The 23073-nt window shown below is 59.7% G+C and carries 23 protein-coding genes; 8 read left to right on the forward strand and 15 right to left on the reverse strand.

Going from position 1 to position 23073, the window contains the following annotated elements; genetic code table 11:
* The first annotated feature begins 17 nt into the window (after window positions 1–17).
* A complete protein-coding gene (locus RM6536_RS03130) occupies window positions 18–335 on the forward strand; it encodes an acylphosphatase (RefSeq protein ID WP_060824004.1) in 318 nt (105 codons plus the stop codon).
* A 79-nt stretch (window positions 336–414) separates the two neighbouring features.
* Here the strand turns inward: RM6536_RS03130 and RM6536_RS03135 are convergent, their stop codons facing one another.
* Window positions 415–1047: a GNAT family N-acetyltransferase gene (locus tag RM6536_RS03135; protein ID WP_060824005.1), complete on the reverse strand. Its 633-nt coding sequence runs from the start codon at window positions 1045–1047 to the stop codon at window positions 415–417.
* 226 nt (window positions 1048–1273) lie between these two features.
* On the opposite strand from RM6536_RS03135, the gene RM6536_RS03140 reads away from it, so the two are divergent.
* The 3 genes from RM6536_RS03140 to RM6536_RS03150 all read left to right on the forward strand — a co-directional run bounded on the left by RM6536_RS03140 (window position 1274) and on the right by RM6536_RS03150 (window position 2976).
* The gene (locus RM6536_RS03140) at window positions 1274–1855 is read left to right on the forward strand and encodes a peroxiredoxin (RefSeq protein WP_005509190.1); all 582 of its coding nucleotides are present in this window, start codon (window positions 1274–1276) and stop codon (window positions 1853–1855) included.
* A gap of 3 nt (window positions 1856–1858) precedes the next feature.
* On the forward strand, window positions 1859–2389 hold the full coding sequence (locus RM6536_RS03145; protein ID WP_012904260.1) for a carboxymuconolactone decarboxylase family protein: 531 nt from the start codon (window positions 1859–1861) through the stop codon (window positions 2387–2389).
* 263 nt (window positions 2390–2652) lie between these two features.
* Complete coding sequence (locus tag RM6536_RS03150; protein WP_231918015.1) at window positions 2653–2976, forward strand: GNAT family N-acetyltransferase; 324 nt, start codon at window positions 2653–2655, stop codon at window positions 2974–2976.
* Window positions 2977–3126: 150 nt separating this feature from the next.
* Here RM6536_RS03150 and RM6536_RS03155 read toward each other — a convergent pair whose 3' ends face one another.
* Window positions 3127–3771 (reverse strand): hypothetical protein, encoded by a 645-nt coding sequence (locus RM6536_RS03155; protein ID WP_060824007.1) that lies wholly within the window; start codon window positions 3769–3771, stop codon window positions 3127–3129.
* Window positions 3772–3868: 97 nt separating this feature from the next.
* Window positions 3869–4042, reverse strand: a complete 174-nt coding sequence (locus RM6536_RS09060; protein ID WP_005509188.1) for a hypothetical protein — start codon at window positions 4040–4042, stop codon at window positions 3869–3871.
* A gap of 273 nt (window positions 4043–4315) precedes the next feature.
* On the opposite strand from RM6536_RS09060, the gene RM6536_RS03160 reads away from it, so the two are divergent.
* A complete protein-coding gene (locus RM6536_RS03160; RefSeq protein ID WP_060824008.1) occupies window positions 4316–5107 on the forward strand; it encodes a trimeric intracellular cation channel family protein in 792 nt (263 codons plus the stop codon).
* A gap of 99 nt (window positions 5108–5206) precedes the next feature.
* Here RM6536_RS03160 and RM6536_RS03165 read toward each other — a convergent pair whose 3' ends face one another.
* The 9 genes from RM6536_RS03165 to RM6536_RS03205 form a co-directional block, all read right to left on the reverse strand.
* Complete coding sequence (locus RM6536_RS03165; protein WP_060824009.1) at window positions 5207–5956, reverse strand: amino acid ABC transporter ATP-binding protein; 750 nt, start codon at window positions 5954–5956, stop codon at window positions 5207–5209.
* Window positions 5949–6623: an amino acid ABC transporter permease gene (locus RM6536_RS03170; RefSeq protein ID WP_060824010.1), complete on the reverse strand. Its 675-nt coding sequence runs from the start codon at window positions 6621–6623 to the stop codon at window positions 5949–5951. Before RM6536_RS03170 ends, RM6536_RS03165 begins: the two co-directional genes overlap by 8 nt.
* A 28-nt stretch (window positions 6624–6651) precedes the next feature.
* Window positions 6652–7470, reverse strand: coding sequence for a transporter substrate-binding domain-containing protein (locus tag RM6536_RS03175; protein ID WP_060824011.1), 819 nt, complete (start codon window positions 7468–7470; stop codon window positions 6652–6654).
* Between the two features lie 267 nt (window positions 7471–7737).
* On the reverse strand, window positions 7738–8583 hold the full coding sequence (locus RM6536_RS03180) for a transporter substrate-binding domain-containing protein (RefSeq protein WP_060824012.1): 846 nt from the start codon (window positions 8581–8583) through the stop codon (window positions 7738–7740).
* 72 nt (window positions 8584–8655) lie between these two features.
* Window positions 8656–9816, reverse strand: coding sequence for a trans-sulfuration enzyme family protein (locus tag RM6536_RS03185; protein ID WP_060824013.1), 1161 nt, complete (start codon window positions 9814–9816; stop codon window positions 8656–8658).
* A gap of 309 nt (window positions 9817–10125) precedes the next feature.
* Window positions 10126–11277: a trans-sulfuration enzyme family protein gene (locus RM6536_RS03190; protein WP_049346545.1), complete on the reverse strand. Its 1152-nt coding sequence runs from the start codon at window positions 11275–11277 to the stop codon at window positions 10126–10128.
* Window positions 11278–11750: 473 nt separating this feature from the next.
* Complete coding sequence (locus RM6536_RS03195) at window positions 11751–12767, reverse strand: Abi family protein (protein WP_060824014.1); 1017 nt, start codon at window positions 12765–12767, stop codon at window positions 11751–11753.
* A gap of 297 nt (window positions 12768–13064) precedes the next feature.
* On the reverse strand, window positions 13065–13571 hold the full coding sequence (locus tag RM6536_RS03200; protein ID WP_060824015.1) for a CoA-binding protein: 507 nt from the start codon (window positions 13569–13571) through the stop codon (window positions 13065–13067).
* Window positions 13571–15031, reverse strand: a complete 1461-nt coding sequence (locus tag RM6536_RS03205) for an O-acetylhomoserine aminocarboxypropyltransferase/cysteine synthase family protein (protein ID WP_060824016.1) — start codon at window positions 15029–15031, stop codon at window positions 13571–13573. The genes RM6536_RS03200 and RM6536_RS03205 overlap by 1 nt, the downstream gene beginning before the upstream one ends.
* 376 nt (window positions 15032–15407) lie before the next feature.
* Here RM6536_RS03205 and RM6536_RS03210 point away from each other — a divergent pair, with 376 nt between their 5' ends.
* Window positions 15408–17024 carry an ATP-binding protein gene (locus RM6536_RS03210; RefSeq protein WP_060824017.1) on the forward strand — a complete coding sequence of 539 codons (1617 nt, stop codon included), beginning with the start codon at window positions 15408–15410 and terminating at the stop codon, window positions 17022–17024.
* A gap of 138 nt (window positions 17025–17162) precedes the next feature.
* On the opposite strand, the gene RM6536_RS03215 is transcribed toward RM6536_RS03210, so the two are convergent.
* From RM6536_RS03215 to RM6536_RS03225, 3 genes are all read right to left on the reverse strand, one after another.
* Window positions 17163–18083, reverse strand: coding sequence for a YwqG family protein (locus tag RM6536_RS03215; RefSeq protein WP_060824018.1), 921 nt, complete (start codon window positions 18081–18083; stop codon window positions 17163–17165).
* Between the two features lie 41 nt (window positions 18084–18124).
* Entirely contained in the window at window positions 18125–19024 is a 900-nt protein-coding gene (locus RM6536_RS03220) for a YwqG family protein (RefSeq protein ID WP_060824019.1), read from the reverse strand.
* 287 nt (window positions 19025–19311) lie between these two features.
* A complete protein-coding gene (locus tag RM6536_RS03225; RefSeq protein ID WP_231917989.1) occupies window positions 19312–20334 on the reverse strand; it encodes an iron-siderophore ABC transporter substrate-binding protein in 1023 nt (340 codons plus the stop codon).
* 124 nt (window positions 20335–20458) lie between these two features.
* Between RM6536_RS03225 and RM6536_RS03230 the strand changes: the two genes are divergently transcribed.
* Both RM6536_RS03230 and RM6536_RS03235 read left to right on the forward strand, forming a co-directional pair.
* Window positions 20459–21748 carry a FecCD family ABC transporter permease gene (locus RM6536_RS03230; RefSeq protein ID WP_060824021.1) on the forward strand — a complete coding sequence of 430 codons (1290 nt, stop codon included), beginning with the start codon at window positions 20459–20461 and terminating at the stop codon, window positions 21746–21748.
* 25 nt (window positions 21749–21773) lie between these two features.
* Window positions 21774–22826 (forward strand): FecCD family ABC transporter permease, encoded by a 1053-nt coding sequence (locus RM6536_RS03235; RefSeq protein ID WP_060824022.1) that lies wholly within the window; start codon window positions 21774–21776, stop codon window positions 22824–22826.
* Window positions 22827–23073: the final 247 nt, after the last annotated feature.

The raw sequence follows: 23073 nt of genomic DNA on the forward strand, positions 1-23073 counted from the left end.
TGACCCCGGGAGGACCCATGGGTTTCTTTGATTTCTTCACCGACCGCACCCCGGCAGAACCCGCCGAAATCCGCCTCGTCGCTTTCGTCAGCGGCAAAGTGCAGGGTGTCGGTTTCCGTTGGTGGTGCGCCGGAACCGCCAAGCCCATGGGCCTAACCGGCTACGCCGAGAACCTCGACGACGGGCGCGTGAAGGTCGTTGCGGAAGGTACTGCCGCCTCCTGCGCACGCCTGGTGGATGTGCTGCGCAGTGACGACACCGCCGGGCGTGTGGATGAGGTTCTCGTCGAGTGGGAGGAGCCGAGCGGCTCGTTCCGCGGCTTCGGCATCAGGTAGCTAGATTGCGGGGCTTTCTCATGGGCTCCCGCTCAACCCCATGCACGTTACGTCCAGAGCGCGGTTTAGTTAGCGCAGTTTAGTTAGCCCAGAGCGCCGCGAATTGCGCGCGGGTCATATCGGCGCGGCGCACCCGATGCTGCACCGGGTGACCGTTCTTGTCGGGGCGGCCGGAGTTCGGGTCAATATCGTCGTAGATGCCGGTGAAACCCGCTTTAACCGCCACTCGTTCGGATGCCTCGTTACCCGCCAGGGCGGTCCAGCGGACGGTCTCGAGGCCCAGCCCGAGTAGGTCGAAAGCGTAGCCGAGGACGGCTCGCAGCGCCTCGGTCATATAGCCCTTGCCGCGCGCCTTCGGGGCGGTGTAATAGCCCAGTTCGGCGCGGGTTCCGGGGCTTTCGGGGGTGCCGTCAGGTAGGCGCAGCTCGATACTCCCCGCGAACACACCGGAGGCGTCAATCGCCCAGCGCTGGATTTGCCCGGCGGCAATTTGACGGGCGGTGGTGAGTAGGGAGTCCTCAGCGTCGGCGCGCGTGTAGTTTAGCGGTACGCGGGTGTAGCGAATCATTTGCGGGTCGCGGCAGGCTTCTACGATGTCGGGGATATCCGCCTCGCGCAGGTGGCGCAGGGTGAGGCGTTCGGTAATGAGTTCGGGCTGGTTGGGCTCTACGTGTTCGCTGTGCTCAGAAAAGTCGCTGTGTTCGGGGGTCATGGTTCGAGCTTAAACCCTCGGGTTTGTGCGTCGGAAAAGCTTTTGTGAACATCCCAGAATATTCAGTGACGCAAATCACGACTTAATACTCGCATTTTCACCCGTCATCACTTGATTATTATGAATTATTCATAATAAAATAGTCATCGAGCCCGCCCATTGGGCACCACTTAGAACAAGCGCCGCGCAACGAATCCGCGCGGCACGAAGCAGAAAGAAGAACACTATGGCAGTTCTGACCATCGGCGACCAGTTCCCCGCATACGAGCTCACCGGCGTTGTCCCCGGTAAGCTGGCTGACATCGAAGCAACCAAGCCCGAAGACTACTTCACCACCGTCTCCTCCGAGGGTCTGGACGAAGACACCTGGCGCGTCGTCTTCTTCTGGCCGAAGGACTTCACCTTCGTTTGCCCCACCGAGATTGCTGCATTCGGCAAGCTCGCTGACGAGTTCGAGGCACGCGACACCCAGGTGATCGGTGTTTCCGTTGACAACGAGTACACCCACTACGCATGGCGCCGCTCCCACGAAGAGCTCGTGGACCTGCCCATCGTCATGGCATCCGACCTCAAGCGCGAACTGACCGCAGCACTGGGCATCCTGAACAAGGACGGCGTTGCAGACCGCGCAACCTTCATCATCGACCCCCACAACACCATCCAGTCGGTCTCCATTACCGCTGACTCCGTCGGCCGTAACACCGACGAGGTGCTCCGCCAGCTGGACGCACTGCAGTCCGACGAGCTGTGCGCATGCAACTGGAAGAAGGGTGCAGCAACCATCGACGCATTCAAGGAGATGAAGTAATCCATGAGCATCGATAACCTGCGTTCGGCTCTGCCTTCCTACGCGAAGGACATGAGCCTCAACCTGTCCTCCCTGCCCCGCATCACCTCCCTGTCCGAGCAGCAGCTCTGGGGCGCAATCCTCGCAACCGCAGCAGCAACCAAGGTTGACTCTGTTGTTGTTGAGATTGCTGCAGAGGCTAAGGAGCACCTGAGCGACACCGCTTACGAGGCTGCTCTGGGTGCTGCATCCATCATGGGCATGAACAACATCTTCTACCGCACCCGTGGCTTCCTGAACGGTGCATACGATGACCAGCGCGCAAACCTGCGTATGCAGATCATCGGCAAGAACGGTGGCATTGAGAAGCTGGACTTCGAGATGTTCGCTCTGGCAGTGTCCGCAGTCAACGGTTGCTCCCACTGCGTTGAGGCTCACGAGCACACCCTGCGCGAAGAGGGCGCAACCAAGGAGCAGGTCAACGACCTGATCCGTATTGCTGCAACCCTCGGTGGCGTGGCACAGGGCATTCAGCTGGCTGAGGCACTGGGCTAAACCCACTAAGCGTTAGAGCTTACACAGAAGCGGCGCATCCACCCCTTTACGGGTCGGATGCGCCGCTTCCTCTATGTTCTCAAGCCCAGCAACGTGTTGGGTAGCAGTTTCTAAACTCCCCCAATTTGGCGCTATACAATGCCTGTATGCGGTACTGTATTTTGGACTCCACCAGCCCCCTTCCCAGCGTGGAAGAACTTACTGAGCTTTACGATTCTGTGGGCTGGAGTGCCTATACCAAAACACCCGAACGTCTCGTCCCGATGGTGGAAGGATCGCGGTATCTCTACACCGCACGAGAGGCAACCACGGACGGAACGGGACGGCTCGTCGGGCTAGTCCGCGCCGTCGGGGATGGACATTCTATCGCCTACATTCAGGACCTCCTAGTGCATCCGCACGCCCAACGACAGGGCGTTGGTTCTGCGCTTCTAAAGCGTGTCATTGAGGACTTTGACCGAGAAGACATTCGACAGCGACTCATTACTACCGACACCGCTAGTGATCACGCCGTTGCGCTCTACAAACGCTACGGTTACGCCCCCGTAGAGGCAGCAGGATGCATCACCCTTGCATGCTATCGATAAGGCAATATCTCATACGGCTTGATACGGCTCAACTCGTTCAAGCTGGCTGAGGCACTGGGCTAAACCCACTAAGCGTTAGAGCTTACACAGAAGCGGTGCATCCACCCCTTTACGGGTCGGATGCGCCGCTTTGTTTTAGCTACTTTTGTTTCAGCTGGTCGCCGAGTCCGCTCGCAGGGCGGCATCCCAGCCGCTCGCCAGGCGCGTCGCCGCGGCCATCAGAGCCACCAGATCCTCGGCGTACACCGGGGTCGAGCGCACGCCCGCACACCAGTCAATCGTGCCCAAACCCAGCCAGGGCTTACCGGGGAAGAACTCGCGCCGCAGCGCCACACGGCGCTTACCCAGGGCGCGGCGACCCGGCACGTACCCGCCGCGGCTGATGAACAGCGCCTCGCGGCCCTCGGACTCCACCAGCGCCTCCAGGGCCCTCAGTGCAGGAACCCAGCTCGGCTCCCCCACGCTCGCCAGGTCGGTCAGTTCGGGGTACTCGCTCTCGTGCTCCGCCACGCTCACGCCCAGAATGTACTGGTAGCGCACCTGCCCGAGCTCCTGCGGCAGGCCGCGGTCGGCGGTCTGAATCGTACCGCACAGGTGCCGAACGACCGGCTCACCCTCGGCGTTCACGCCGGCCAGGGGCTCGCCGTCCCGGTAGATTGCGGGGCCGTCCAGGTAGAGCCCCACCGCGCCGGTACCCGTGATGTTGGGGCGCACCGACCAGCTGGGAAGCGCCTCCTCCAGGCGGGGCACCACGCCCCGCAGGATTTCGAAAACTTCGTCACGCGATACCGTCACGGCGGCTCCTTTCACCTTACGCAGATAACGATTTGCGATGTGGCCCGGTCTATCAAACGACCGGGCCACATGCCTCTAGTATTCGTCTAGCTCCAGCTTAGCGAGCGCTCAGCTTACGGGAGGGTAGCCACACCATGAGCGCCGACAGCGCCGCACCGGCAAACATCATGACCGCCATGGACTCCACCGCATTCAGGGGGCTCAACGCCAACAGTAGCGAAGAAATGATGCCGCTACCGTACTGGAAAGAACCCAGCGCAAAAACAATCATGACAGAGCATTGGGGGTGGAGATTCACTCATTCTACGCCCATCTTTTAGCGCGCCCACAAGCTTCTCCGTTACGTCTCAGAGCTCGTCATGACCACTTTCCAACTAGGAGCAGGAGCGGCGGCGGGTCTACAATAAATCGGTGCCATTTCAGGTACGCGCACAGGCAGACAGAGCCGGATGCGGTGATAACGTCGTCACCCGACCCGCCCACCGTGCGCGCCTTCCCTATCGGCACCCACCCAGACATGCATCACGTACGCAGGAGAACGCACATGCACGAGCTCTTTGACCCGGACCAGGTATTCCGCATCGTCGACATTGCCGCCGTTGTCGCTAACGGCCTACTCGGCGGTGCCGTGGCGCGCGCCTTCCGGTTCGACATCGTGGGCTTCCTGCTACTCGCGGTCGCCTGCGGCATGGGTGGCGGTATGATCCGTGACATCCTACTGAACTCCGGACTGCCGGTGGCACTCACCGACGGCGGCTACTGGGTGGGCGCTATCGGCTCGTCAATTCTGGCGTACAGCCTCGATTTGAGTGCCCGCTGGGCAACCCGAACCATGCTCATTATTGACTTTGTCGGCATGGGTGCGTGGGCGGCAACCGGCACCATTAAGTCCCTGAACCTGGGTCTGCACTGGCTGCCCGCTATCGCACTGGGCGTGACCACCGCGGTTGGCGGCGGCGTTATTCGTGACATTATGGTCAACCGCATTCCGGCGATTTTTGGCGGTAACTCCCTGTACGCGACGGTCGCGTTTGTGGGTGCCTCTGAGACCGCCCTGGTAACCGGCTTGTTCCACCGCCCTAACCTGGCGATGGCACTATCTATTCTCCTGTGCCTGGTGTTTGGTGTGCTCTCCCATATGAAGAATTGGCAGCTGCCGACCACCCCGGGCGGCCTGCAGGTGCACCGCCCCCGCCTGCTCACCTTCTTCAACCGTGAAGAGAACTCGGTTCAGGATGAGGGCTGGTCGCCGGGTAATCCGCTCACCGACCAGCTGCAGGTGGTCAGTCCTGAGCAGCTGGATGAGTATCGTCGTTCTAAGGGGACTTCAGAGTAGAACGAATATATGCTGAATATAGAATATGGGCTGGTTTCCGCACGTCAGATGATTATCTGATTGGCAGAAACCAGCCCATATTTGCTATATACGGTACGGCTAAATCGTGTACTCGGTGCTGTCGTACACGGTCAAGAACTTACGGATACGCTCATCATCCGAAGCAAAGAAACCGGCCGGCTCACCGTTATAGCGCAGGGTACCGTTCTCCAGGAACACGATACGATCCGCAACCTTCTTCGCAAACGCCATATTGTGCGTCACGATGACCAGGGAGCGGCCCTCCTTCGCCAGCTGCATGAGCACGCGGATAACCTCCGCCTCCAGCTCGGGATCCAGCGCACTCGTCGGCTCATCAAAGAGCAGGTAGGAGGGTTCCAGCGCCAAGGCGCGGGCAATCGCCACACGCTGCTGCTGACCACCCGAGAGGGCGTCCGGGTAGGAATCTACCTTGTCGGCAAGACCCACCTTCGCCAACAGCTCGCGGGCACGCTCCTGCGCCTGCTGAGCATTCAGGGTGCCGTTGAGGGTCGGGGCGAGCGCCACGTTCTTCAACGCCGTGTAGTTCGGAAACAGGTTGAACTGCTGGAACACCATCGCCGAACGGGAACGAATATCACGCACCTGCGCGTCGGTGAGCTTCTGGCTGTAATCCACCTGCGCGTCGTCAATGGTGAGCGTGCCTGACTGCGGGGTTTCCAGCAGGTTCAGGCAGCGCAGCAGAGTCGACTTGCCGCTACCGGAGGGGCCCAGAATCACCGTGGTCTCACCGTCGGGGATGTCCAGGCTGATGTTCTTGAGCACCTGCGTTTCACCGAAGCTCTTCGACAGGGAATCAACGCTAAGCATTGTTGCTCCTCACGTAACGGTTGCTGTACTTCTCCAGTGCAGACTGTGCGGCGGTCAGCAGGGTGAAAATCACCAGGTAAATGATGGCGACCTCGGAGTACATTGCCAGCGGCTCAAAGGTACGCGACGCAATCTGCTTACCGGTCTGGAACAGGTCAACCATCGAAATGACCGACACCAGCGAGGTGCCCTTAATCAGGTCAATAAAGTTGTTGCCCAGGTTCGGCAGAGCAATACGCACCGCCTGCGGAATGACCACGTGGCGCAGGGTCTGCATGCGGGTGAAGTTCAGGGTTGCCGCCGCCTCAAACTGGCCGCGCGGAATAGCCGCCACCGCGGAACGGAACGTCTCCGCCACGTACGCGCCGGTGTGCAGGCTCATCGTGATGATTGCGGCACTCCACACGTCCAGGGCGATACCAACCTTCGGCAGGCCATAGAAGACGATAAACAGCTGAACCAACAGCGGGGTGCCACGGAAAACCCAAATGTACACCCACGCCAGCCAGTTCACCGGTGCGAAGCGGCTCGTGCGCGCGCCAGCAGAGATGATGCCCACCAGCAGCGCCACCGCGAAAGAAATCAACGACAGTGGAATGGTCACTGCCAGGGTTGCACTCAGTAGCTGGGGCAGGGACTCAGCCCAAAGATTCAGGTAGCGTTCCATGAACGGAACTCAGCTCCTTTAGAAAGTATTAGTTCTTCGGTGAGAGGTCTTCGCCCACGTACTTCTCGTAAATCGCCTTGATGTTACCGTTCTCCAGGTGCTTCTTCAGCGACTCGTCGATAGCGTTACGCAGGGCGTCCTGACCCTTAGCCATCAGGATGGAGGAGTTGCTGCCGGTGCCCAGGTCACCGGCGAGCAGGCGCAGGTTAGCGTCCGGGTGCTCCTTGAAGTACTCAGCGAAGGACACGGAGTCGTTCGCGGTCATCTCTGCACGGCCCGAGAGGACCTGCTCGATAGCCTCATCGAAACCGGAAACAACCACGATCGAGGCGCCCTTCGCCTCCACCATCTTGCGGAAGTTCGAGGTCTCAGACTGTGCCGAGGAGTGGCCAGAAATCTCGCTCACGTTCTGCAGGGAAGAATCCTTCTTCACGGCAACCTTCGGCTCCGAGTACAGGTAGGGTATGGAGAAGTCGTACTTCTGCTTACGCTCATCGGTTGCAGAGACGTTGTTGATGACGATGTCGTAGCGGCCAGCGTCCACACCGGCAATCAGGGAATCCCAGGGGGTTTCGATGAACTCTGCGGTTACGCCCAGGTCCTTAGCGATCAGGTCGGCGATTTCCTTCTCGAAACCGACCAGATTGCCGTTAGAGTCGTGGAAGGAGAAGGGGCGGTAGGTGCCCTCCAGGCCCACACGGATCTTGCCGGCAGACTTGATAGCCTCCAGCTTGTTGGTGCTGGATGCGGTGCTGCTGCTGGACGAGCCGCACGCTGCGAGCAGTGCAGCCAGGCCGGTGAATGCGGAGCCTGCGAGGACGGTGCGGCGGTTAATCATTGCGGACATAGTTCTTCCTTTGCGTCGTAGTCGATGCTCTTCTAGTTGCGGGTTGTCACCCTGCGGTAACCCGGGGGCATCATGCGGTGTGCCCCTCTCTGCGGGTGCAACGCTGGCTATCCTACAGCTATTCCCGACGGGAAAGAATTCAACGTAACATTCCGTCATATTCTCTCATCGGTGCAGGATAAGCCACGAGACATCAACCACGACGCAATTTCAGAAGTCCTGGCGGGTGAGCCCTTTCCGGGCCCCTTCCGAGCCTTTCACGAAAGCTTAGGAGGTGGGGCTCAAGTCCTCGCCCACGTGCTTCTCGAAGATTGCCTTAAAATCGCCGTTGCCCAGGTGCTTCTTGATGGAGGCGTCAATCGCATCCTTCAACGCGGTCTGGTTCTTGGGCAGCAGAACGGCGACGTTGGTGCCGGGGCCGACCTCACCCTCCAGCAGGCGCAGGTTGGCGTCCGGGTGCTCCTTGAAGTACTCGGCGAAGGACACGGAGTCGTTGGCGGTCAGCTCGGCGCGGCCGGTGAGCACCTGCTCGATGGCCTCGTCGAAGCCGGTGACTTCGATGATGGTGGCGCCGCGTTCCTCCACGAGCTTGCGGTAGTTGCTGGTGGCGCTCTGGGCAGCAGTGTGACCGGAGATCTCACTGACGTTCTTCAGGCTCGAGTCCTTCTTCACGCCCACGCGAGCGCGAGAATGTGCGTAGGGCACGGAGAAATCGTACTTCTTCTTACGTTCCTCGGTGGGGGCTACGTTGTTGAGCACGATGTCGTAGCGGCCCGCGTCCACGCCGGCGATAAGCGAGTCCCAGGGGGTTTCGATGTACTCGGCGGTCACGCCCAGGTCCTTGGCGAGGGTCTCGGCGATGTCGTATTCGAAACCGGCGAGCTTACCGGAGGCGTCGTGGTAGGTGTAGGGGCGGTAGGTGCCCTCCACGCCGATGCGGATTTTGCCTGCGGACTTGATGGACTCCAGCAGGTTGGAGGAGCTCTGTGCGGAGCCTGCGCTGGAGCCGTTACCGCCGGAGCAGGCGGCGAGCAGGCCGGTGGTTCCGGCGAGGGCCGCGCCCAGTAGCAGGGAGCGTCGGTTCAGCACGGCGGAGGTGTTGAGAACGGTCATTCTTGGTTCCTTAATCTACGTTGATGTGTGGTGTGAAAGTTGAAATCTGCGGTATGAACCGGCGGCACGAACCTAACCGGCGAAGGCGGCCTTCAGGCCAATCTCCAGGGCGGCGGTGAGGTCCTGAACATCCTCAATGCCGATTGCCAGGCGTACCAGGCGGTCATCCACCCCGAACTCGTCGCGGTGCTCCTGCGCGTAAGCCCCGTGCGTGGTATGCGCGGGCAGGCTCACGAGCGATTCGATACCGCCCAGGCTCACGGCGTTCACGAAAATGGGCAGGGCGCGGGCGAAGGCCTGTGCATCCCCTCCCTCCGCAAGTAGCAGCGAGAATACGGAACCAATACCGCGGGCTTGGCGTGACTGAATCTCGGCCTGCGCCTCAGAAGAGCTACCGGGGTAGAAAATCTTCTCAACCTCGGGGCGCTCGGAGAGGAACTCGATGAGCTTGCGGGCGTTCTGCTGCTGGCGTTCCAGGCGCAGGGCCAGGGTCTTCACGTCCTGCAGCAGGCGGTAGGAGTCAATCGGGGGCAGCAACGCGCCGCTGACGAGCTGACCGCGGTGCAGCAGAACGGCCAGGTCGGGGTCGTTCGTGGCCGCAACACCGGCGAGCAGGTCGGCGTGGCCGGCCAGGAACTTGGTGGCGGACTGCACGGTGATGTCCGCGCCGAGCTCCAGGGGACGCTGCAGGTACGGAGTCATAAAGGTGTTGTCCACGATCAGCAGGGCTCCGTGGCGGTGCGCCAGCTCCGCAATAGCGGCAATGTCGGTGACCTGCAGGGTGGGGTTCGTGGGGGTCTCGAGGAAGACGGCCTTCACGTCCGGGGTGAAGTCCTCATCGCTCAGGGTCGTGAAGTCGCTGATGAAGCGGGTCTTCACGGCGCGCTTGGGCAGCTCAGTCGTAGCAAAACGGTAGGTGCCGCCGTAGGAGGGCATGCCCAGCAGCAGGGTATCGCCCGCCTCCAGGATGCCCAGGGCTGCGGCGGTAGCTGCCATACCGGAAGGGTACGCGTAAGCGTGCGCGGCACCTTCGAGCGCGGCAAGGGTCGCCTGCAGGTCGTCACGTGTGGGGTTGGCGCCACGCTGGTACATGTAGGTGGTGTCCTCACCTGCGGTACCGAAGGTGCTAGCCAGGTAGACCGGCGGCACGGAGGCATCGTAGCGGGAATCGTGCACGGCGTGAATCGTGCGGGTGGTAAAACCAGTCGGTTCGAGCTGGTTCTGCTGGCTCATGGTGGTTCTCTTCCGTTCGGGCTACCCCGAACGCGGGCGTAGCTGGTATTCGTCGTGTATCCGAGATTTACCCTACCCGCATTTTTTATGCCGTTCTAACCCCACGTCACGGGGGTTAATATGTTCACGCAACGTCATATAAAAATGCAGTGAGGGTGCACAAAATACCCGAATCAAAAACATTCTTTTACATTGAAAGAAATACGTTAATCCGGGTATTTTGAGTAATTATTATGGGTGACATTACACCGCGTATTTGGGGCACCTCGAATCACGCGATACGGTCGTGCGGTGCCTCATGTTCAGGGACTATGCCTGATGCGCCAGGGCTGCGGTCAGGCCGCGCTCCAAATCCTCGATAATGTCCTCAATCTCCTCGATGCCGATGGCCAGGCGGATGAGGTTGTCGCTCACGCCGTATTCGTCGCGGTGCGCCTGCGTGTAGGCGGCCTGCACCATGAGCGCGGGACGAACCACCAGCGACTCGATACCGCCCAGGCTCACCGCGTGGGTGAAAATCTTCAGGGCTTCGAGGAAGGCGGGCAGGTCTGCGCCGTCCACCAGCTCCATGGAGATGAGCGCGCCCAGGCCGTTCGCCTGGCGGGCGTGCACCTGCGCCTCATACTCGCTGTGCGAACCCGCGTAGAGCACGCGCTTCACGGCGGGGTGCGCCTCCAGGTAGTTGATGACCTCGATGGTGTTCTTCTGCTGCTGGGTCAGGCGCAGCTTGAGGGTCTTGACCTCCTGCAGCAGGCGGTAGGAGTCGGTGGGCGAGAGCATTGCGCCGGTAATCATCTGCAGGTGCCAGAGGCGCTCGGCGAGCGCGTCATCGTTGGTTGCGGCGACGCCTCCGAGTAGGTCGGCGTGGCCGCCCAGGTACTTGGTGGCGGACTGCACGCTGATGTCTGCGCCCAGGTCGAGGGGCTTCTGCAGCAGCGGGGTCATGAAGGTGTTGTCGACGACCACGATTGCGCCGTTGCGGTGCGCGATTTCGGCGATGGCGGCGATGTCGCTCACGCGCAGCAGCGGGTTGGAGGGGCTCTCCAGGAACACCATGGTCACGTTGTCGGCGAAGTCCTCGTCGGTGAGGGCAGTAAAGTCGCCGATGAAGCGGGTCTTGACGCCGCGGGCGGGCAGCTCGATGGTCGCGAAGCGGTAGGTGCCGCCGTAGGAGGGCATGCCCAGCAGCAGGGTTTCGCCTTCTTTGAGGATGCCGAGGGCGGCAGCGGTGGCGCCCATTCCGGAGGGGTAGGCGAAGGCGTGCTTAGCGCCTTCGAGGGTTGCGAGCGTGGTTTCGAGGGCCGCGCGGGTGGGGTTGCCGCCGCGCTGGTAGTCGTAGGGGCCCTCGGTGCCGTCACAGGGCTGGGCGTAGGTGGTGGTCGTGTAGATCGGAGGCAGGATGGAGCCGTACGGGTTGTCGCGGTCCGTAGTGTGAATTGCCTTCGTCGTAAATCCGGTCATGCTGTCCTCGGCTAAGGTTGGGCATAAAATGCGGGGGATAAATATATTGCTAGCTTAGGGCTCTTTTGGGGTACTGACTAGTTTTTTCTTTTCTGTGACCGAGTGACTTTTTATGACTAAAAAACGGCGTTATATTTCGACATTTTAGACATATATTTCGTCATATTTCGCGTGTGAAAAGGCCCGGCGGTCGGTACGCGTGTGTGCTGAGTACCGGCCGCCGGGCTCCACACTAGGATACCGGCTCAGCACCCCAGAACATAAGGGTAGGTTTACCTTAAAGCTGAACTGCCCTCCACTAGGGGCGATGCTGCGCCCTCAATCTCGCCCAAACGCGCCGGATGCCCTGCCGGGCATTACACAGGTATTACACCGGGTATAGAAGGAGGGGCGTACCCGGGAATCACCCCGGGCGCGCCCCCTCTCTTAGTCCCATGAGAACGCCTGCATAATACTGCGAGGTAGCTACGGGACTATCGCTGTTTTTGGAAGATTTTCCGCGAACCTACACCAACGTAGTAGCGCTTATTCTTTTCCACTAAATCTTTTATCGCTTTCCACGCGTCCTCCTGACATTGGCTGTTTCCCTGCAAGAAAGCAACGTTAGCGAAGCTGACCAACATACCCTTCGGGTCCGCCTCACTGAGGTCATCAGTAAACATATTAGGCTTTGCAGAGGTATCAGTCGTTGGCATCATCCAAAGACGAGAACCATGAGCTACACGGTTTCTCAGAGTAGTCAGAGACTTAAGACGAACCTCAAAGTGCTTATGGTTCACCCCCATATACTCTGCGGTCTTTTTGTAGAACAGCAACTTTTCAGCATCTCCAGATTCAGTGGAGGTTTCCAAAGCATAACTTTGGACCACTGCGCGGGAGAGAAGCCCCAAAGAAAACGAATCAACAACAGACCACAGGGGAAGCTCTTTTTGCATCATCTCTCGAAGCGCCTCAACCTCCTTCCAGTCATCCAAGCTTTCAGAGGGATTTTTAGAGGAAGTTCTAGCGTAAGATTTCCACCACTGCTCAATACGCTCACGAACATACGGTTCACGGTATCGCAGGATATGCCGCATCATATCTTTGATGAGCGTATCTACTGGTTTCTTCCGATCCATGCAGATATATGCATCCGGGTTGAGGTACTCATTTGGACTGCGATGAGTGCAGAATACGCGCACCCATGCAGCTCGAATCGCCTGTTCGCTCTGCCTGATGTATCCATACAGGAGGGAAGAAACCTCCACATCCATACGCACAATATCTAAAACATCTGAGATGTTTGGCTGCTCAGGCAGAAATCCCTTGTTCTTGTATTTATTGTAATTACGAAAGTATCCCAGAAGGTAGTGGAAATTAGAGCGTGTAAGCACGTCTCGATCACCATCGCTCAGAGTCGTTCCCTGAGGAAAATACCTCTTAGCAACAAGGTATTCCTTCTGCTCCTCTATTGAAGGCCGAAATACGCATGATTCTTCGGGTGAAACCACTGCTCTCCTTACTCGGTTCGCTGTAGAACCGAACATACAAAAGGACCCCCTCGAGATGCGCTTGAATCAGAGGCGGAGGGGGGGCTGTTACTACAACAATAACATTGGAGCTACACATTATCAAGGAATCTGGACGTTTTCCCTGGTCATCTTATGGTTGTTTATATCACTGTGTCAGCATCAAAAAGGAGGGGCGCACCCGGGAATCACCCCGGGCACGCCCCCCCTCTTTCAAACGCTCACAAGCGCCTAATTTTTGTAATTACAAGCTACAGCGGCCTATACAGCACAGGCTGCTTACTTCGACAGCACCTGACGCTTCGAAGAAATCACGCCCGTATTGAAACCAGCCAAGTGCAGGCCACCGTGGAAACGCGCATGCTCAATCTTCACGCACTTATCCATCACCACGTTCAGGCCGGCAGCCTCACCAATCGCGGCTGCATCCTCGTTCCAGGAGCCCAGCTGCATCCACACGGTCTTCGCGCCCAGATCCACAGCCTCCTGAACCACGCCCGGCAGGTCCTCATTACGGCGGAAAATCTCCACCAGATCCGGGACCTCCGGCAGGTCCTGCAGCGACGGGTACACCGGCTGACCCAGCACAAGCTTGCCCTTCGCAGCCAGAATCGGGTTCACAAAATACAGCTTGTACGGCGACGCCGACTGCAGGTACGTCGCCACAAAGTACGAAGCACGCGAAATCTTATCGCTCATACCCACAATCGCGATTGTGCGGGTGTTACGCAGAATGTTCAGACGCTCAGGGGCGGAAGGACCCACCCAGGTACGCTTCTCAGTCATTACTTTTCCTCCTGAGTGGTAGTAGGCAGGGAGCAGGATACGCCAGCAGCAGCCTCAGCGGCGGCAGCGTCCTCGGCGGCCTTAGCGGCGGCAACCGCCTCCTCAGCCTCCACAATCTTGTCTGCGCTGGACTCGCCCACACGCTCACCGGCGTGGTTCAGGCCGGTCGCGTAGGTCAGCGCCTGGTCCAGGTCCCAAATGATGTCTTCAACGTCTTCCAGACCCACCGAAATGCGGATCAGGTCCTCGCCAACACCACCAGCGGCCAGCTGCTCAGCGGTCAGCTGCTGGTGCGTGGTCGAACCCGGGTGCAGCACCAGGGTACGAGAGTCACCAATGTTCGCCAGGTGGCTTGCCAGCTGCAGCGCGCCAATGAACTCGCCACCGACCAGGCGGCCGGACGCCTTCTCGGTGCCCTTGACACCGAAGGAGAACACGGAACCGACACCCAGCGGCAGCAGCTTCTTCGCGCGCTCGTGGTGCGGGTGGTCTTCCAGGCCAGCGTAGTTCACATAGGCGATACGCTGATCCTCAACCAGCCAGTTCACAACCTGCTTAGCGTTCGCCAGGTGCGCGTCCATACGCTGCGGCAGGGTCTCAACGCCCTGCAGCAGGTTGAACGCAGCCTGCGGGCTCAGCGACGGGCCGAAGTCACGCAGCTGCTCAGAACGCAGCTTGGTCAGGAAGCCGTACTCACCGAAGTTACCCCACCAGGACACGCCGTTGTAGGAGGGAACCGGCTCGGTCATGGACGGGAAGTTGCCGTTACCCCAGTTGAAGCGACCGGACTCGACGACGATACCGCCGAGGGTGGTGCCGTGACCGCCCAGGAACTTGGTGACCGAGTGAATGACGATGTCCGCGCCATGCTCGATGGGGCGAATCAGGTAGGGGGTGGACAGGGTTGCGTCCACGACCAGGGGGATGCCCGCCTCGTGGGCGACCTCTGCGAGGCCTTCCAGATCGGCAACCTCACCGGAGGGGTTCGCCACAATCTCGGTGTAAATCGCCTTGGTGTTCTCGGTCAGCGCCGCCTTGTAGTCGGCGGGGTCGGTGCCGGGCACGAAGGTGGTCTCAATGCCGAAGCGGCGCAGGGACACGTCCAGCTGGGTGACGGTGCCGCCGTACAGCTGCGAAGAAGCAACAATGTGGTCGCCCTGCTGGCACAGAGCCGCGAAGGTAATGAACTCGGCAGCCATGCCGGAGGCGGTCGCTACCGCACCGATACCGCCTTCGAGGGAGGCGATGCGCTCCTCCAGCGCGGCGACGGTGGGGTTGGACAGGCGCGAATAGATGTTGCCGTACTTCTGCAGGGAGAAGAGGTTAGCGGCGTCGTCAGCGTCTTTGAAGACGAAGGAGGTGGTCTGGTAGATGGGGACCGCGCGGGCACCGTGTTCAGCGTCGGGGGTGCCACCCGCGTGTAGTGCGCGGGTGCGGAAGCCGAAAGTGTGTTCAGCCATTGGTTTGCTCCTGGTGTATCTGCCCGCCTGCGTGCGGGGAGTCGATAGTGGCTCGACTTTATACTGTGCCACCAGCGGCGGGGTGCACCAAGTGCGGGTACCTATATGTCGTTTATTGCGGATTATGACGGGGCATCATATCAGCCGTCATAGCAGAAGTTGTTATGACGGCTGATATGATGCACGGTCGAATAGACCGATAGAAATATCCGGTTTTAGCCTGCAAATCCGGGGTTTTTAAGATTCTAAGAGTGATGAAGATACCGCATCATATCAACATCATCGCAGGATCATAACAACATCATGACAGAAATTGTTATGATGTTGTTATGACGTTGCTATGACGTTCACCAAGAAGTAGCCATCGGGAGCATGTATGGAAACTAACACCGCCGAACTCATCGAAAACCTACGCCGCAGTCAGGCTGAAAATGGACAGGTAGAAGTCAAAGCTGCAGCTGGCGGGTTCCCCAAGTCCGTTCTTGAAACCGTTAGCGCCTTCGCCAACGGCGACGGTGGCACCATTCTTCTCGGCCTCACCGACCCGGCAGAAGGTCTACAGCCTGTTGAAGGTTTCAACGCGCAGGCAGTCCATGATGCATCCGTTGAGGCAATCCGTTCCAAGATCACGCCTCGACCCCCGGTAGACATTCACATTGAGGCGGTAGATATTGAGGCGGCAGAGGGCCAGCACCGTATCGTGCGCATCGATGTGCTCCCCGGCGACCCGACGCAGAAGCCCTACTACATCGAAGCACACGGCATGTATAACGGCTCCTACCAGCGTGTTGGAGAGGCCGATATTCGCCTGACTAAGTACGAGATTGACCGCCTCCTAGAGAACCGCAGTCAGCCCCGCTATGACGAGGAGCTGATTAGTGAGGCAAGCTTCAAAGACCTCTCCCCCACCCTTGTGAGCGCCTATGTCGCTCGCCTGCGCGAGGAGCAGCCTCGTGTTTTTGCGGCGCTTTCTGACCGTGAGGTTCTTCTGCAGGCACGCATTCTACGCATCGATTCTGAGGGCCGAGAAGTGCCCACTCTTGGAGCGCTTCTCGCCATGGGTTCATACCCGCAGGCATTCTTCCCGCAGCTGATGATGAGCGTTGTTGTGCTTCCCGGTGAAGAGCTTGGTGAGGTTACTGAGGACGGTCGACGTTTCCTCGACAATCACAGCTGTACCGGTCCTATCCCCTCCATGTTGGATGAAGCTATGGGCGTTTTGGTTCGCAATATGCGCAAAACGTCCACGATGGAGGGCCTCAACAGCAGCGGTATCGGGCGGGTTGAGCGCTACGAGTATCCACTGGAGGCTATCCGTGAGCTCTTGGTCAACGCTCTCATGCACCGCGACTACTCCCCGGGTGCGCGCGGCTCACAGGTGCAGGTTGAGCTCTACACCAACCGCCTGGTGGTGCGTAGCCCGGGTGGTATTTACGGTGCTGTAACTATCCGAGATTTCGGTCAGCCCGGTGTTTCTTCAACCCGCAATAGCTACTTGGCAAGCATTCTGACTGACCTGCCCGACCCGGGGACAGGGCGTTTGATTGCAGAGAATAGGGCTTCCGGTATTCCCACGGTTCTGCGCGCGCTGAAGGATGCGGGTCTGCCCGCTCCCCAGTTTGCTGACCGTCTACTCTATGTGCAGGTTACTCTGATGCAGCCCCCGCAGGGTATGTCTTCTACGGAACAGAAGACCGCGCACGAGGATAAGACTCAGCAAACAACCCATTCCGATGGCAAACGTTCAGCCGACACCGCCGAACCGGCGGGGGCCGACGCGTCGCTTGATGGCCTCAGTGAACGCCAGGCTGGCATTGTGCGCGGTCTGCGTGCACAGGGCGAGGCGGTTTCTGCGGCGTTTATCCAGGAGCATTGGGGTCGGGGTGCATCACGTACTTCCATTACGAATGACCTGCGCAGTCTTGTGGATGCGAAGCTGATTGTCCCGACGGCTCCGCCGCGTAGCAAGAACCGTAAGTATCGCGCTGCTTAGACGTGCCCGATAAAAGGTACATAAAAGGGGAGGGAAATAGAGCGATTATTCTCTATTCTCCTCCCCTGGTGTGCAGTTAGCCGAGTCAGTAGCTAACCGAGGCGGCGTTGAAGGCAACCCCGGCTTAGCGGCAGGGCTTTAGCCGCAAGACCATTCAAAGGCGACATTGGTGAAGTCGCGGGCGGCAAGCGCCTCCGGAGTAATCAGCCAGTTCGCCGCACCGGCATCACCCCACATGATCTCAATCTCTTCGTCTTCGTTCTCCTCATTCTCCGATTCAGAGACAATAGTCAGCAGGTTCACCGTGTGGCCACGCAGCTCCTTGAACTCCTCACGCGGGTCATTCTGCACAAAGAACGGGTATCCGCCCACGTGGGAATACTCTTCCTCCGACTCGAAGGGCTCCGTCAGCTCGTAGAGGGCTTCGCGGCGTGCCTGGTTCTTGTACGGGTTCTCGTGCGCTTCGGGCAATTTCTCGTCCGGGTAGATTTCATCCCACTTCGCACCAAAAACATCGTAGTAGTCGTAGCCGGAGGCGGTCACACCCTGCTCACGCACCTCAAAGGTCATGCCGTACTCAAGCTCAAGCGGGCCGCTCTCACAGTCGAAACCGCCAATAGGCCAGCCGCCCTCGTCCCAGTCCACGTTGGGGAACGGAGCATCCGGGTTCGGCTCACCCAGAGTCTCGTAGTAGATAACACGGAAGTTCTTCTGCGAGGTCGGGTTCTCATAATCAAAACCCCACAAGCATTCTTCGTCGTTCGGGTCCATCCAGAACTGCAGCAGACCGGTGGCGGGGTACAGGTCATTCTCGGGCAGCTCAGCGCAGTTAATCTGCGCGATCATGCCCAGCGGCTCACCCTTCTCATTGGTCGGCGCAGACTCGCCGGCAGGCAGGTAGGGGCGACCACCAAACTTGGAGGCGGTCTGCGGCAGCGGTTCGGCGGGAACGAAGGGCTTCAACGCGATAGCCTTCTTTCGAGCGCCTTCCTGGTTGAGCAGGTCGATAACGTGCTTCGCCTGCTTCTCAATGTCCTTGAACGGCTTGTTGTCGAGCATCTTAGAATCTCCTCATTGATGATGTGAAAGTAGTACGGTGCCTAGCCGCAAGCCCACTCAAAGACGACCTGCGAGAAGTCGCGGGCGGCAAGCGCCTCCGGGGTAATCAGCCAGTTCGCCGCACCGGCATCACCCCACATCACGTACACGCCCTCATCAGCGTCCTCGCCCCACTCCGACTCGATAGTCAGCAGGTTCACCGTGTGGTCGCGCAGCTCCTCGAACTCGTCGCGCGGGTCGTCCTGCACAAACGAAGGGTAGCCGCCAATATGCGAGTAATCCCTCTCCTCCGATTCGAAGGGCTCCAGCAGGTTATAGGAGGCGTTATCGCGTGCGTTCGGCTCCTCGGGAAGCTTCTGGTTCGGGTACATTTCGTCCCAGGCGTCAGCGAACCGGTCGTAGATTTCGAAGCCGCCGTCCAGGAAGCCCTGCTCCCAGGGCTCGAAGGCAAGTGCGTACTCAACAACCTCCTCAGCGGTACCCTTGCCGTCACGACCATAGGGCCAACCGTAGTCATCCCAGTTCACGTTGGGGAACGGGGCATCCGGGTTCGGTTCACCCAACGTCTCGTAGTAGATCACGCGGTGGTTCTTCTGCGAGAGCGGGTTCTCGTAGTCGTAACCCCACAAGCATTCTTCGTCGTTGGGGTTGATCCAGAACTGCAGCAGACCGGTCGCCGGGTAAATGTCATTCTCGGGCAGGTCGGCACAGTTAATCTGCGCGATCATGCCCAGCGGCGCACCCTTCTCATTCGTCGGCGCAGACTCCCCGGCAGGCAGGTAGGGGCGGCCACCAAACTTGGAGGCAGTCTGCGGCAGCGGCGCGTCGGGGCGGGTCACTTTAAGGCGGATTGCTTGCTTACGGGCACCACGCTCGTTGAGTGCGTCGATGACGCGGCGTACCTGCGCCAGGGTCTCTTCGGAGGGCTTATTCTTCGGCATTACATGCTCATTTCGTCGGTGAATTAATCGGTGTGGAAGGTTCGGTGTGTCAGGCGCGGGCAACGGTACCGCTGCGCCTTCTACCCCCATTAGACCCTATTTCGGGCGGGCGCGCACCGAATCCGGTCACGAGTGCATCCGGCGGGCAAAAAGCAGGTGCACAGCGCGCAGAAAGCCCCGCCTCCTCACCCTCATGCGCGGGCATGAGAGGCAAGAATGCGGGGCTTCCAGTGATTCCCAGTGGAACTCAGTGAATCTCTACAAATCTCTACGAGAGGCTAGAACCTTTAGAGCGCCTTCTCGATGGTCTCCAGAACGCCAAGCGCGGCAGCCGGGCCAGCGTTCAGGAAGAACATGTCGGCGTCCACGCTGTACGCGTGCTTCTCGGTGACAGCCTTGAGGGTGCTCCACAGCGCCTCACCGCTCAGCTTGGACGCGTCGCCACCCTGTACACCGTAGAACAGGTAGTCGCCGTCAGCCTGGTCGAGCTGCTCGGCGCTCAGGTCGACGGAGGTCTTCTCAACCTGCGCAGCTGCGGGGCGTGCCAGGGATGCGTCCACGCAGATGGAGCCTACGAACGAGGACTTCGCGAAAATGCGGGTGCGGTCAGCGGAAGCGTACAGGAAGGAGAAGGTCTTCTCGGTGCCGGCCTTCTGACCGACCGACTTCGCCTTGGAGTTGTACTCCTCCATGAGCTTCTCAGCCTTCTCGGTGGTGCCCAGCGCGGCGGCAATCAGCAGGAAGTCCTGCTTCCAGTTGATGCCGGTGCCCTCGGTGACCACGGTCGGCGCGATCTTGGCGAGGGACTCGTACAGCTCATCCTTCTTGTTGGTGTTGTTGATGAGGATCAGGTCGGGCTTGAGGTTTGCGATGGCTTCAAGGTCCGGGTCGGTACGCTTGCCGACCTTGGCGATTTTGTCGAGCTCTGCGGACTTATCGGAGAACTTGGTCTTCAGGTAGGCGGGGACCAGGTCGGCGTCACCGGCGGTTGCTGCACCAACAGGCACGATGCCGAGGGAGAGCACGCCGTCGAGCTGACCGGTGGAGAGAATCACGACCTTGGAGGGTGCGGATTTGATGGTGGTTTCACCGCGGAAGTGCTTGACGGTGCGGGGGAATTCGCCGTCAACGGTGGTGGTGCCCATGCCGGAGGGCAGGGCTGAGGGTGCAACCTTCTTACCGGTCGCCGAAGCGGACGCGGAGGAGGAAGAGCCGGAAGTGTTGGAGGAGCCGCAAGCCGCCAGGGCGAGGGCGCCGAAGGAACCGAGTGCGAGGGCGCCGAAGGAGCGGCGGGTGATCTTGTTCGTCATATTTGCCATTTTATTAGGATAACCTCATATATGCATATGCGATACTTAATAATCATCTATTGATACGTTAAGCATCCTCCGCCCGCACGGGAGCACACCGCTCCCCCCACTACCTCCAAGGCATATGACCCAACAGACCACCACCTCTTCCGGACCCGCCGTCAGCGAAGGCTCCACCGTCAGCGCTGCTTCCCTGGCGAAAATTCGTGCCCTCTCCGCTTCTTCGGACGCCGTATCTGGCGCCTCCTCGGGCGGTCAGGGCGGCAAGTCTATCTCGCGTCTGGCGGTTGCGCTCATTATTGGCGGCGTTCTGCTGGTGCTGCTTTGCGCCCTGTCGTTTGCGGTGGGTTCGCGCATGTTCCCCCTGGATCGCTCCATTGACGGTTTCCTCCACCCGGAGGCGAACACTATTGAGTCGAAGCTGATTTGGGCGAAGCGTGCCCCGCGTACCGCCGCGGCGTTGCTGGTGGGTGCCGCGTTGGCGGTGTCGGGTGTGCTCATGCAGGCGTTGAGCCGTAACCCGCTGGCTGAGCCGGGTCTGCTGGGTGTGAACTCGGGTGCTGCCGCCTCCGTAGTGGTGGGTGTGGGCGTTTTTGGGGTGTCCTCCCCGTTCGTTCAGCTGTGGCTGGCTCTACTGGGTTCGGGTCTAGCGGCGGCGCTGGTGTTCGTCATGGGTCTGGTGGATTCTAAGCCGAACCTGGATTCGACGGCGCGTCTGGTGCTGACGGGTGTGGCGGTGAACGCTTGCCTGGGCACGATTACCGGCATTATCACGATGTTTAATTCGAAGGCTTTTGATTCGCACCGTTTCTGGGTGGTGGGTTCGCTGGAGAACCGCACCTTTGAGCAGGTGCTGTCTGCGCTGCCCTTTGTTGCGTTGGGTTTAGTGCTGTCGTTTATGCTGATCGGTCCTCTGCGTGCCCTGGCACTCGGTGAGGATGCGGCAGCCGGCCTGGGTGTGCCGGTGACAATGGTCCGTGGCGCGACGATTATTGCGATTATGGCGCTGTGTGGTGCGGCGACTGCGGTTGCGGGCCCGATTGGTTTTGTGGGCCTGGTCGTGCCGCATGTGGTGCGTCTGCTGGTGGGTTCCGATATTGCGCGTGTGCTGCCGCTGTCGCTGGTGTACGGCCCGGTGCTGGTACTTGCCTCCGATATTCTGGGTCGCGTTCTGGTGATGCCGAGTGAGCTTGAGGTGGGTATTGTGACCGCCTTTATTGGTGCCCCGGTGCTGATGGTTCTGGTGCTGCGTTTGAGCACCGGTGCGCGCGGTGCGAAGAAGGGCCGCATGGGTTCGAAGGCGCAGGCGCACGATGAGTCGGGTCCGGCTCATGTGTCGGAGCACGGTCCGCATCGTGCTCAGCGCCCTGTTGCACGTGGTTCGTCTGGTTCGACTGGCGTATCTGGTTTGTAGGCCCCGGTTTCTGAGAGGTTTTATTGTGAGCGTTGTGTCTCGTTCTGTAGCCGGGTCTGTTGTGGCCGATTCTGTGCGTATCCCGGGGCGTTACCGCACCCCTATTCCACGTACCCTGCTGGTGGTGGCGGTGCTTGTGGTGGCGGCGGTCGCCTCCCTGGTGTTTGGTAGTTATCAGATGAGCCCTGATCAGGTGTTTCGCCTGATTTTTCAGGGTGAGGGCACGGAGATTGAGCGTCAGCTGGTGTTGAATCAGCGTCTGCCGCGTATGCTTGCCGCCGTGGTGGTGGGTGCGGCTTTGGGCTTATCGGGCGCTATTTTTCAGTCGGTTTCCCGTAATGCTCTGGGTTCGCCGGATATTATCGGTTTCACGGTCGGTTCGGCGACCGGTGCCCTGTCTGTGGTGCTGATTGGGTCGTTGAGTTCTACCGGCGTGGGTATGGGCCTGGGCGCTATTATTGGCGGTTTTGCGACGGCGGCTGTGGTGATGCTTCTGGCGGGTGTGCGCGGTGGTGCAACGATGGGTCAGAAAATGGTGCTGATTGGTATTGCGGTGAGTGCGATGCTCAGTTCCGTGAATGATTACCTGATTACGCGCGGTGATTTGGAGAAGGCGGAGGCGGCGAAGACCTGGCAGCACGGTTCGCTGAATGCGCTGTCGTGGAATCAGATGTCGGTGCAGGCAGTGCTGCTGCTGGTGGCTATTCCGCTGGTGCTGATGCTGACGCATCGCCTGCGCGTCTTGGAGCTCGGCGACGATTTGGCAGCGGGTTTGGGTCTGCCGGTGAAGAGGACCGTGAACATGCTGGTGGCGGCCGCCGTACTCCTGGTGGCTGTGGCGATTTCTGTTGCCGGCCCGATTGGTTTCTTGGCGCTGGTTGCCCCGCAGATTGCGCGCCGCCTGTGGAACACTCCGGGTATGGCGATGTGGCATTCGGCGTTGCTGGGTTCGGTAATTTTGGTGCTGGCTGATTTTGTGTCGGCTCGTGCGTTGGCGCCGTTCCAGATTCCGGTGGGCCTGGTGACGGGTGCGCTGGGCGGCGCGTACATGCTGTGGTTGCTGTACCGTCAGCGCTAGTTGCGCCGCCTTATTTGGTATGAGTGACCGGGCGTTCCCCGCTGTGGGGGCGCCCGGTTTTCTGTGTTTCAGGGGTGGTTTTGCGGGGTTTTAGGGGTGGTTTCAGAATTTTTCAGAATTTTCCCAGTTTTACCCCGGGGTAGATTAAAAACTGCTTATCGTGTCAGGGGTCGCTCATAGAGTGTAGGTGTTGGAAGGGACGATCCTTCCGACCGGGCACGCCGTCTCCTGCGGTGTTGCCGCTAGG

This window comes from Rothia mucilaginosa, from assembly GCF_001548235.1.
GTDB classification, from domain to species: Bacteria; Actinomycetota; Actinomycetes; order Actinomycetales; family Micrococcaceae; genus Rothia; species Rothia mucilaginosa_B.

What these genes read in the sequence shown, in the direction of transcription:
- RM6536_RS03190 (WP_049346545.1), bottom strand. Translation starts at nt 11,277, where the DNA reads ATGACCGGATTTACGACGAAGGCAATTCACACTACGGACCGCGACAAC.
- RM6536_RS03210 (WP_060824017.1), top strand. Translation starts at nt 15,408, where the DNA reads ATGGAAACTAACACCGCCGAACTCATCGAAAACCTACGCCGCAGTCAG.
- RM6536_RS03180 (WP_060824012.1), bottom strand. Translation starts at nt 8,583, where the DNA reads ATGACCGTTCTCAACACCTCCGCCGTGCTGAACCGACGCTCCCTGCTA.
- RM6536_RS03140 (WP_005509190.1), top strand. Translation starts at nt 1,274, where the DNA reads ATGGCAGTTCTGACCATCGGCGACCAGTTCCCCGCATACGAGCTCACC.
- RM6536_RS09060 (WP_005509188.1), bottom strand. Translation starts at nt 4,042, where the DNA reads ATGATTGTTTTTGCGCTGGGTTCTTTCCAGTACGGTAGCGGCATCATT.
- RM6536_RS03205 (WP_060824016.1), bottom strand. Translation starts at nt 15,031, where the DNA reads ATGGCTGAACACACTTTCGGCTTCCGCACCCGCGCACTACACGCGGGT.
- RM6536_RS03175 (WP_060824011.1), bottom strand. Translation starts at nt 7,470, where the DNA reads ATGTCCGCAATGATTAACCGCCGCACCGTCCTCGCAGGCTCCGCATTC.
- RM6536_RS03200 (WP_060824015.1), bottom strand. Translation starts at nt 13,571, where the DNA reads ATGACTGAGAAGCGTACCTGGGTGGGTCCTTCCGCCCCTGAGCGTCTG.
- RM6536_RS03170 (WP_060824010.1), bottom strand. Translation starts at nt 6,623, where the DNA reads ATGGAACGCTACCTGAATCTTTGGGCTGAGTCCCTGCCCCAGCTACTG.
- RM6536_RS03130 (WP_060824004.1), top strand. Translation starts at nt 18, where the DNA reads ATGGGTTTCTTTGATTTCTTCACCGACCGCACCCCGGCAGAACCCGCC.
- RM6536_RS03160 (WP_060824008.1), top strand. Translation starts at nt 4,316, where the DNA reads ATGCACGAGCTCTTTGACCCGGACCAGGTATTCCGCATCGTCGACATT.
- RM6536_RS03220 (WP_060824019.1), bottom strand. Translation starts at nt 19,024, where the DNA reads ATGCCGAAGAATAAGCCCTCCGAAGAGACCCTGGCGCAGGTACGCCGC.
- RM6536_RS03145 (WP_012904260.1), top strand. Translation starts at nt 1,859, where the DNA reads ATGAGCATCGATAACCTGCGTTCGGCTCTGCCTTCCTACGCGAAGGAC.
- RM6536_RS03135 (WP_060824005.1), bottom strand. Translation starts at nt 1,047, where the DNA reads ATGACCCCCGAACACAGCGACTTTTCTGAGCACAGCGAACACGTAGAG.
- RM6536_RS03185 (WP_060824013.1), bottom strand. Translation starts at nt 9,816, where the DNA reads ATGAGCCAGCAGAACCAGCTCGAACCGACTGGTTTTACCACCCGCACG.
- RM6536_RS03225 (WP_231917989.1), bottom strand. Translation starts at nt 20,334, where the DNA reads ATGACGAACAAGATCACCCGCCGCTCCTTCGGCGCCCTCGCACTCGGT.
- RM6536_RS03150 (WP_231918015.1), top strand. Translation starts at nt 2,653, where the DNA reads ATGGTGGAAGGATCGCGGTATCTCTACACCGCACGAGAGGCAACCACG.
- RM6536_RS03165 (WP_060824009.1), bottom strand. Translation starts at nt 5,956, where the DNA reads ATGCTTAGCGTTGATTCCCTGTCGAAGAGCTTCGGTGAAACGCAGGTG.
- RM6536_RS03215 (WP_060824018.1), bottom strand. Translation starts at nt 18,083, where the DNA reads ATGCTCGACAACAAGCCGTTCAAGGACATTGAGAAGCAGGCGAAGCAC.
- RM6536_RS03230 (WP_060824021.1), top strand. Translation starts at nt 20,459, where the DNA reads ATGACCCAACAGACCACCACCTCTTCCGGACCCGCCGTCAGCGAAGGC.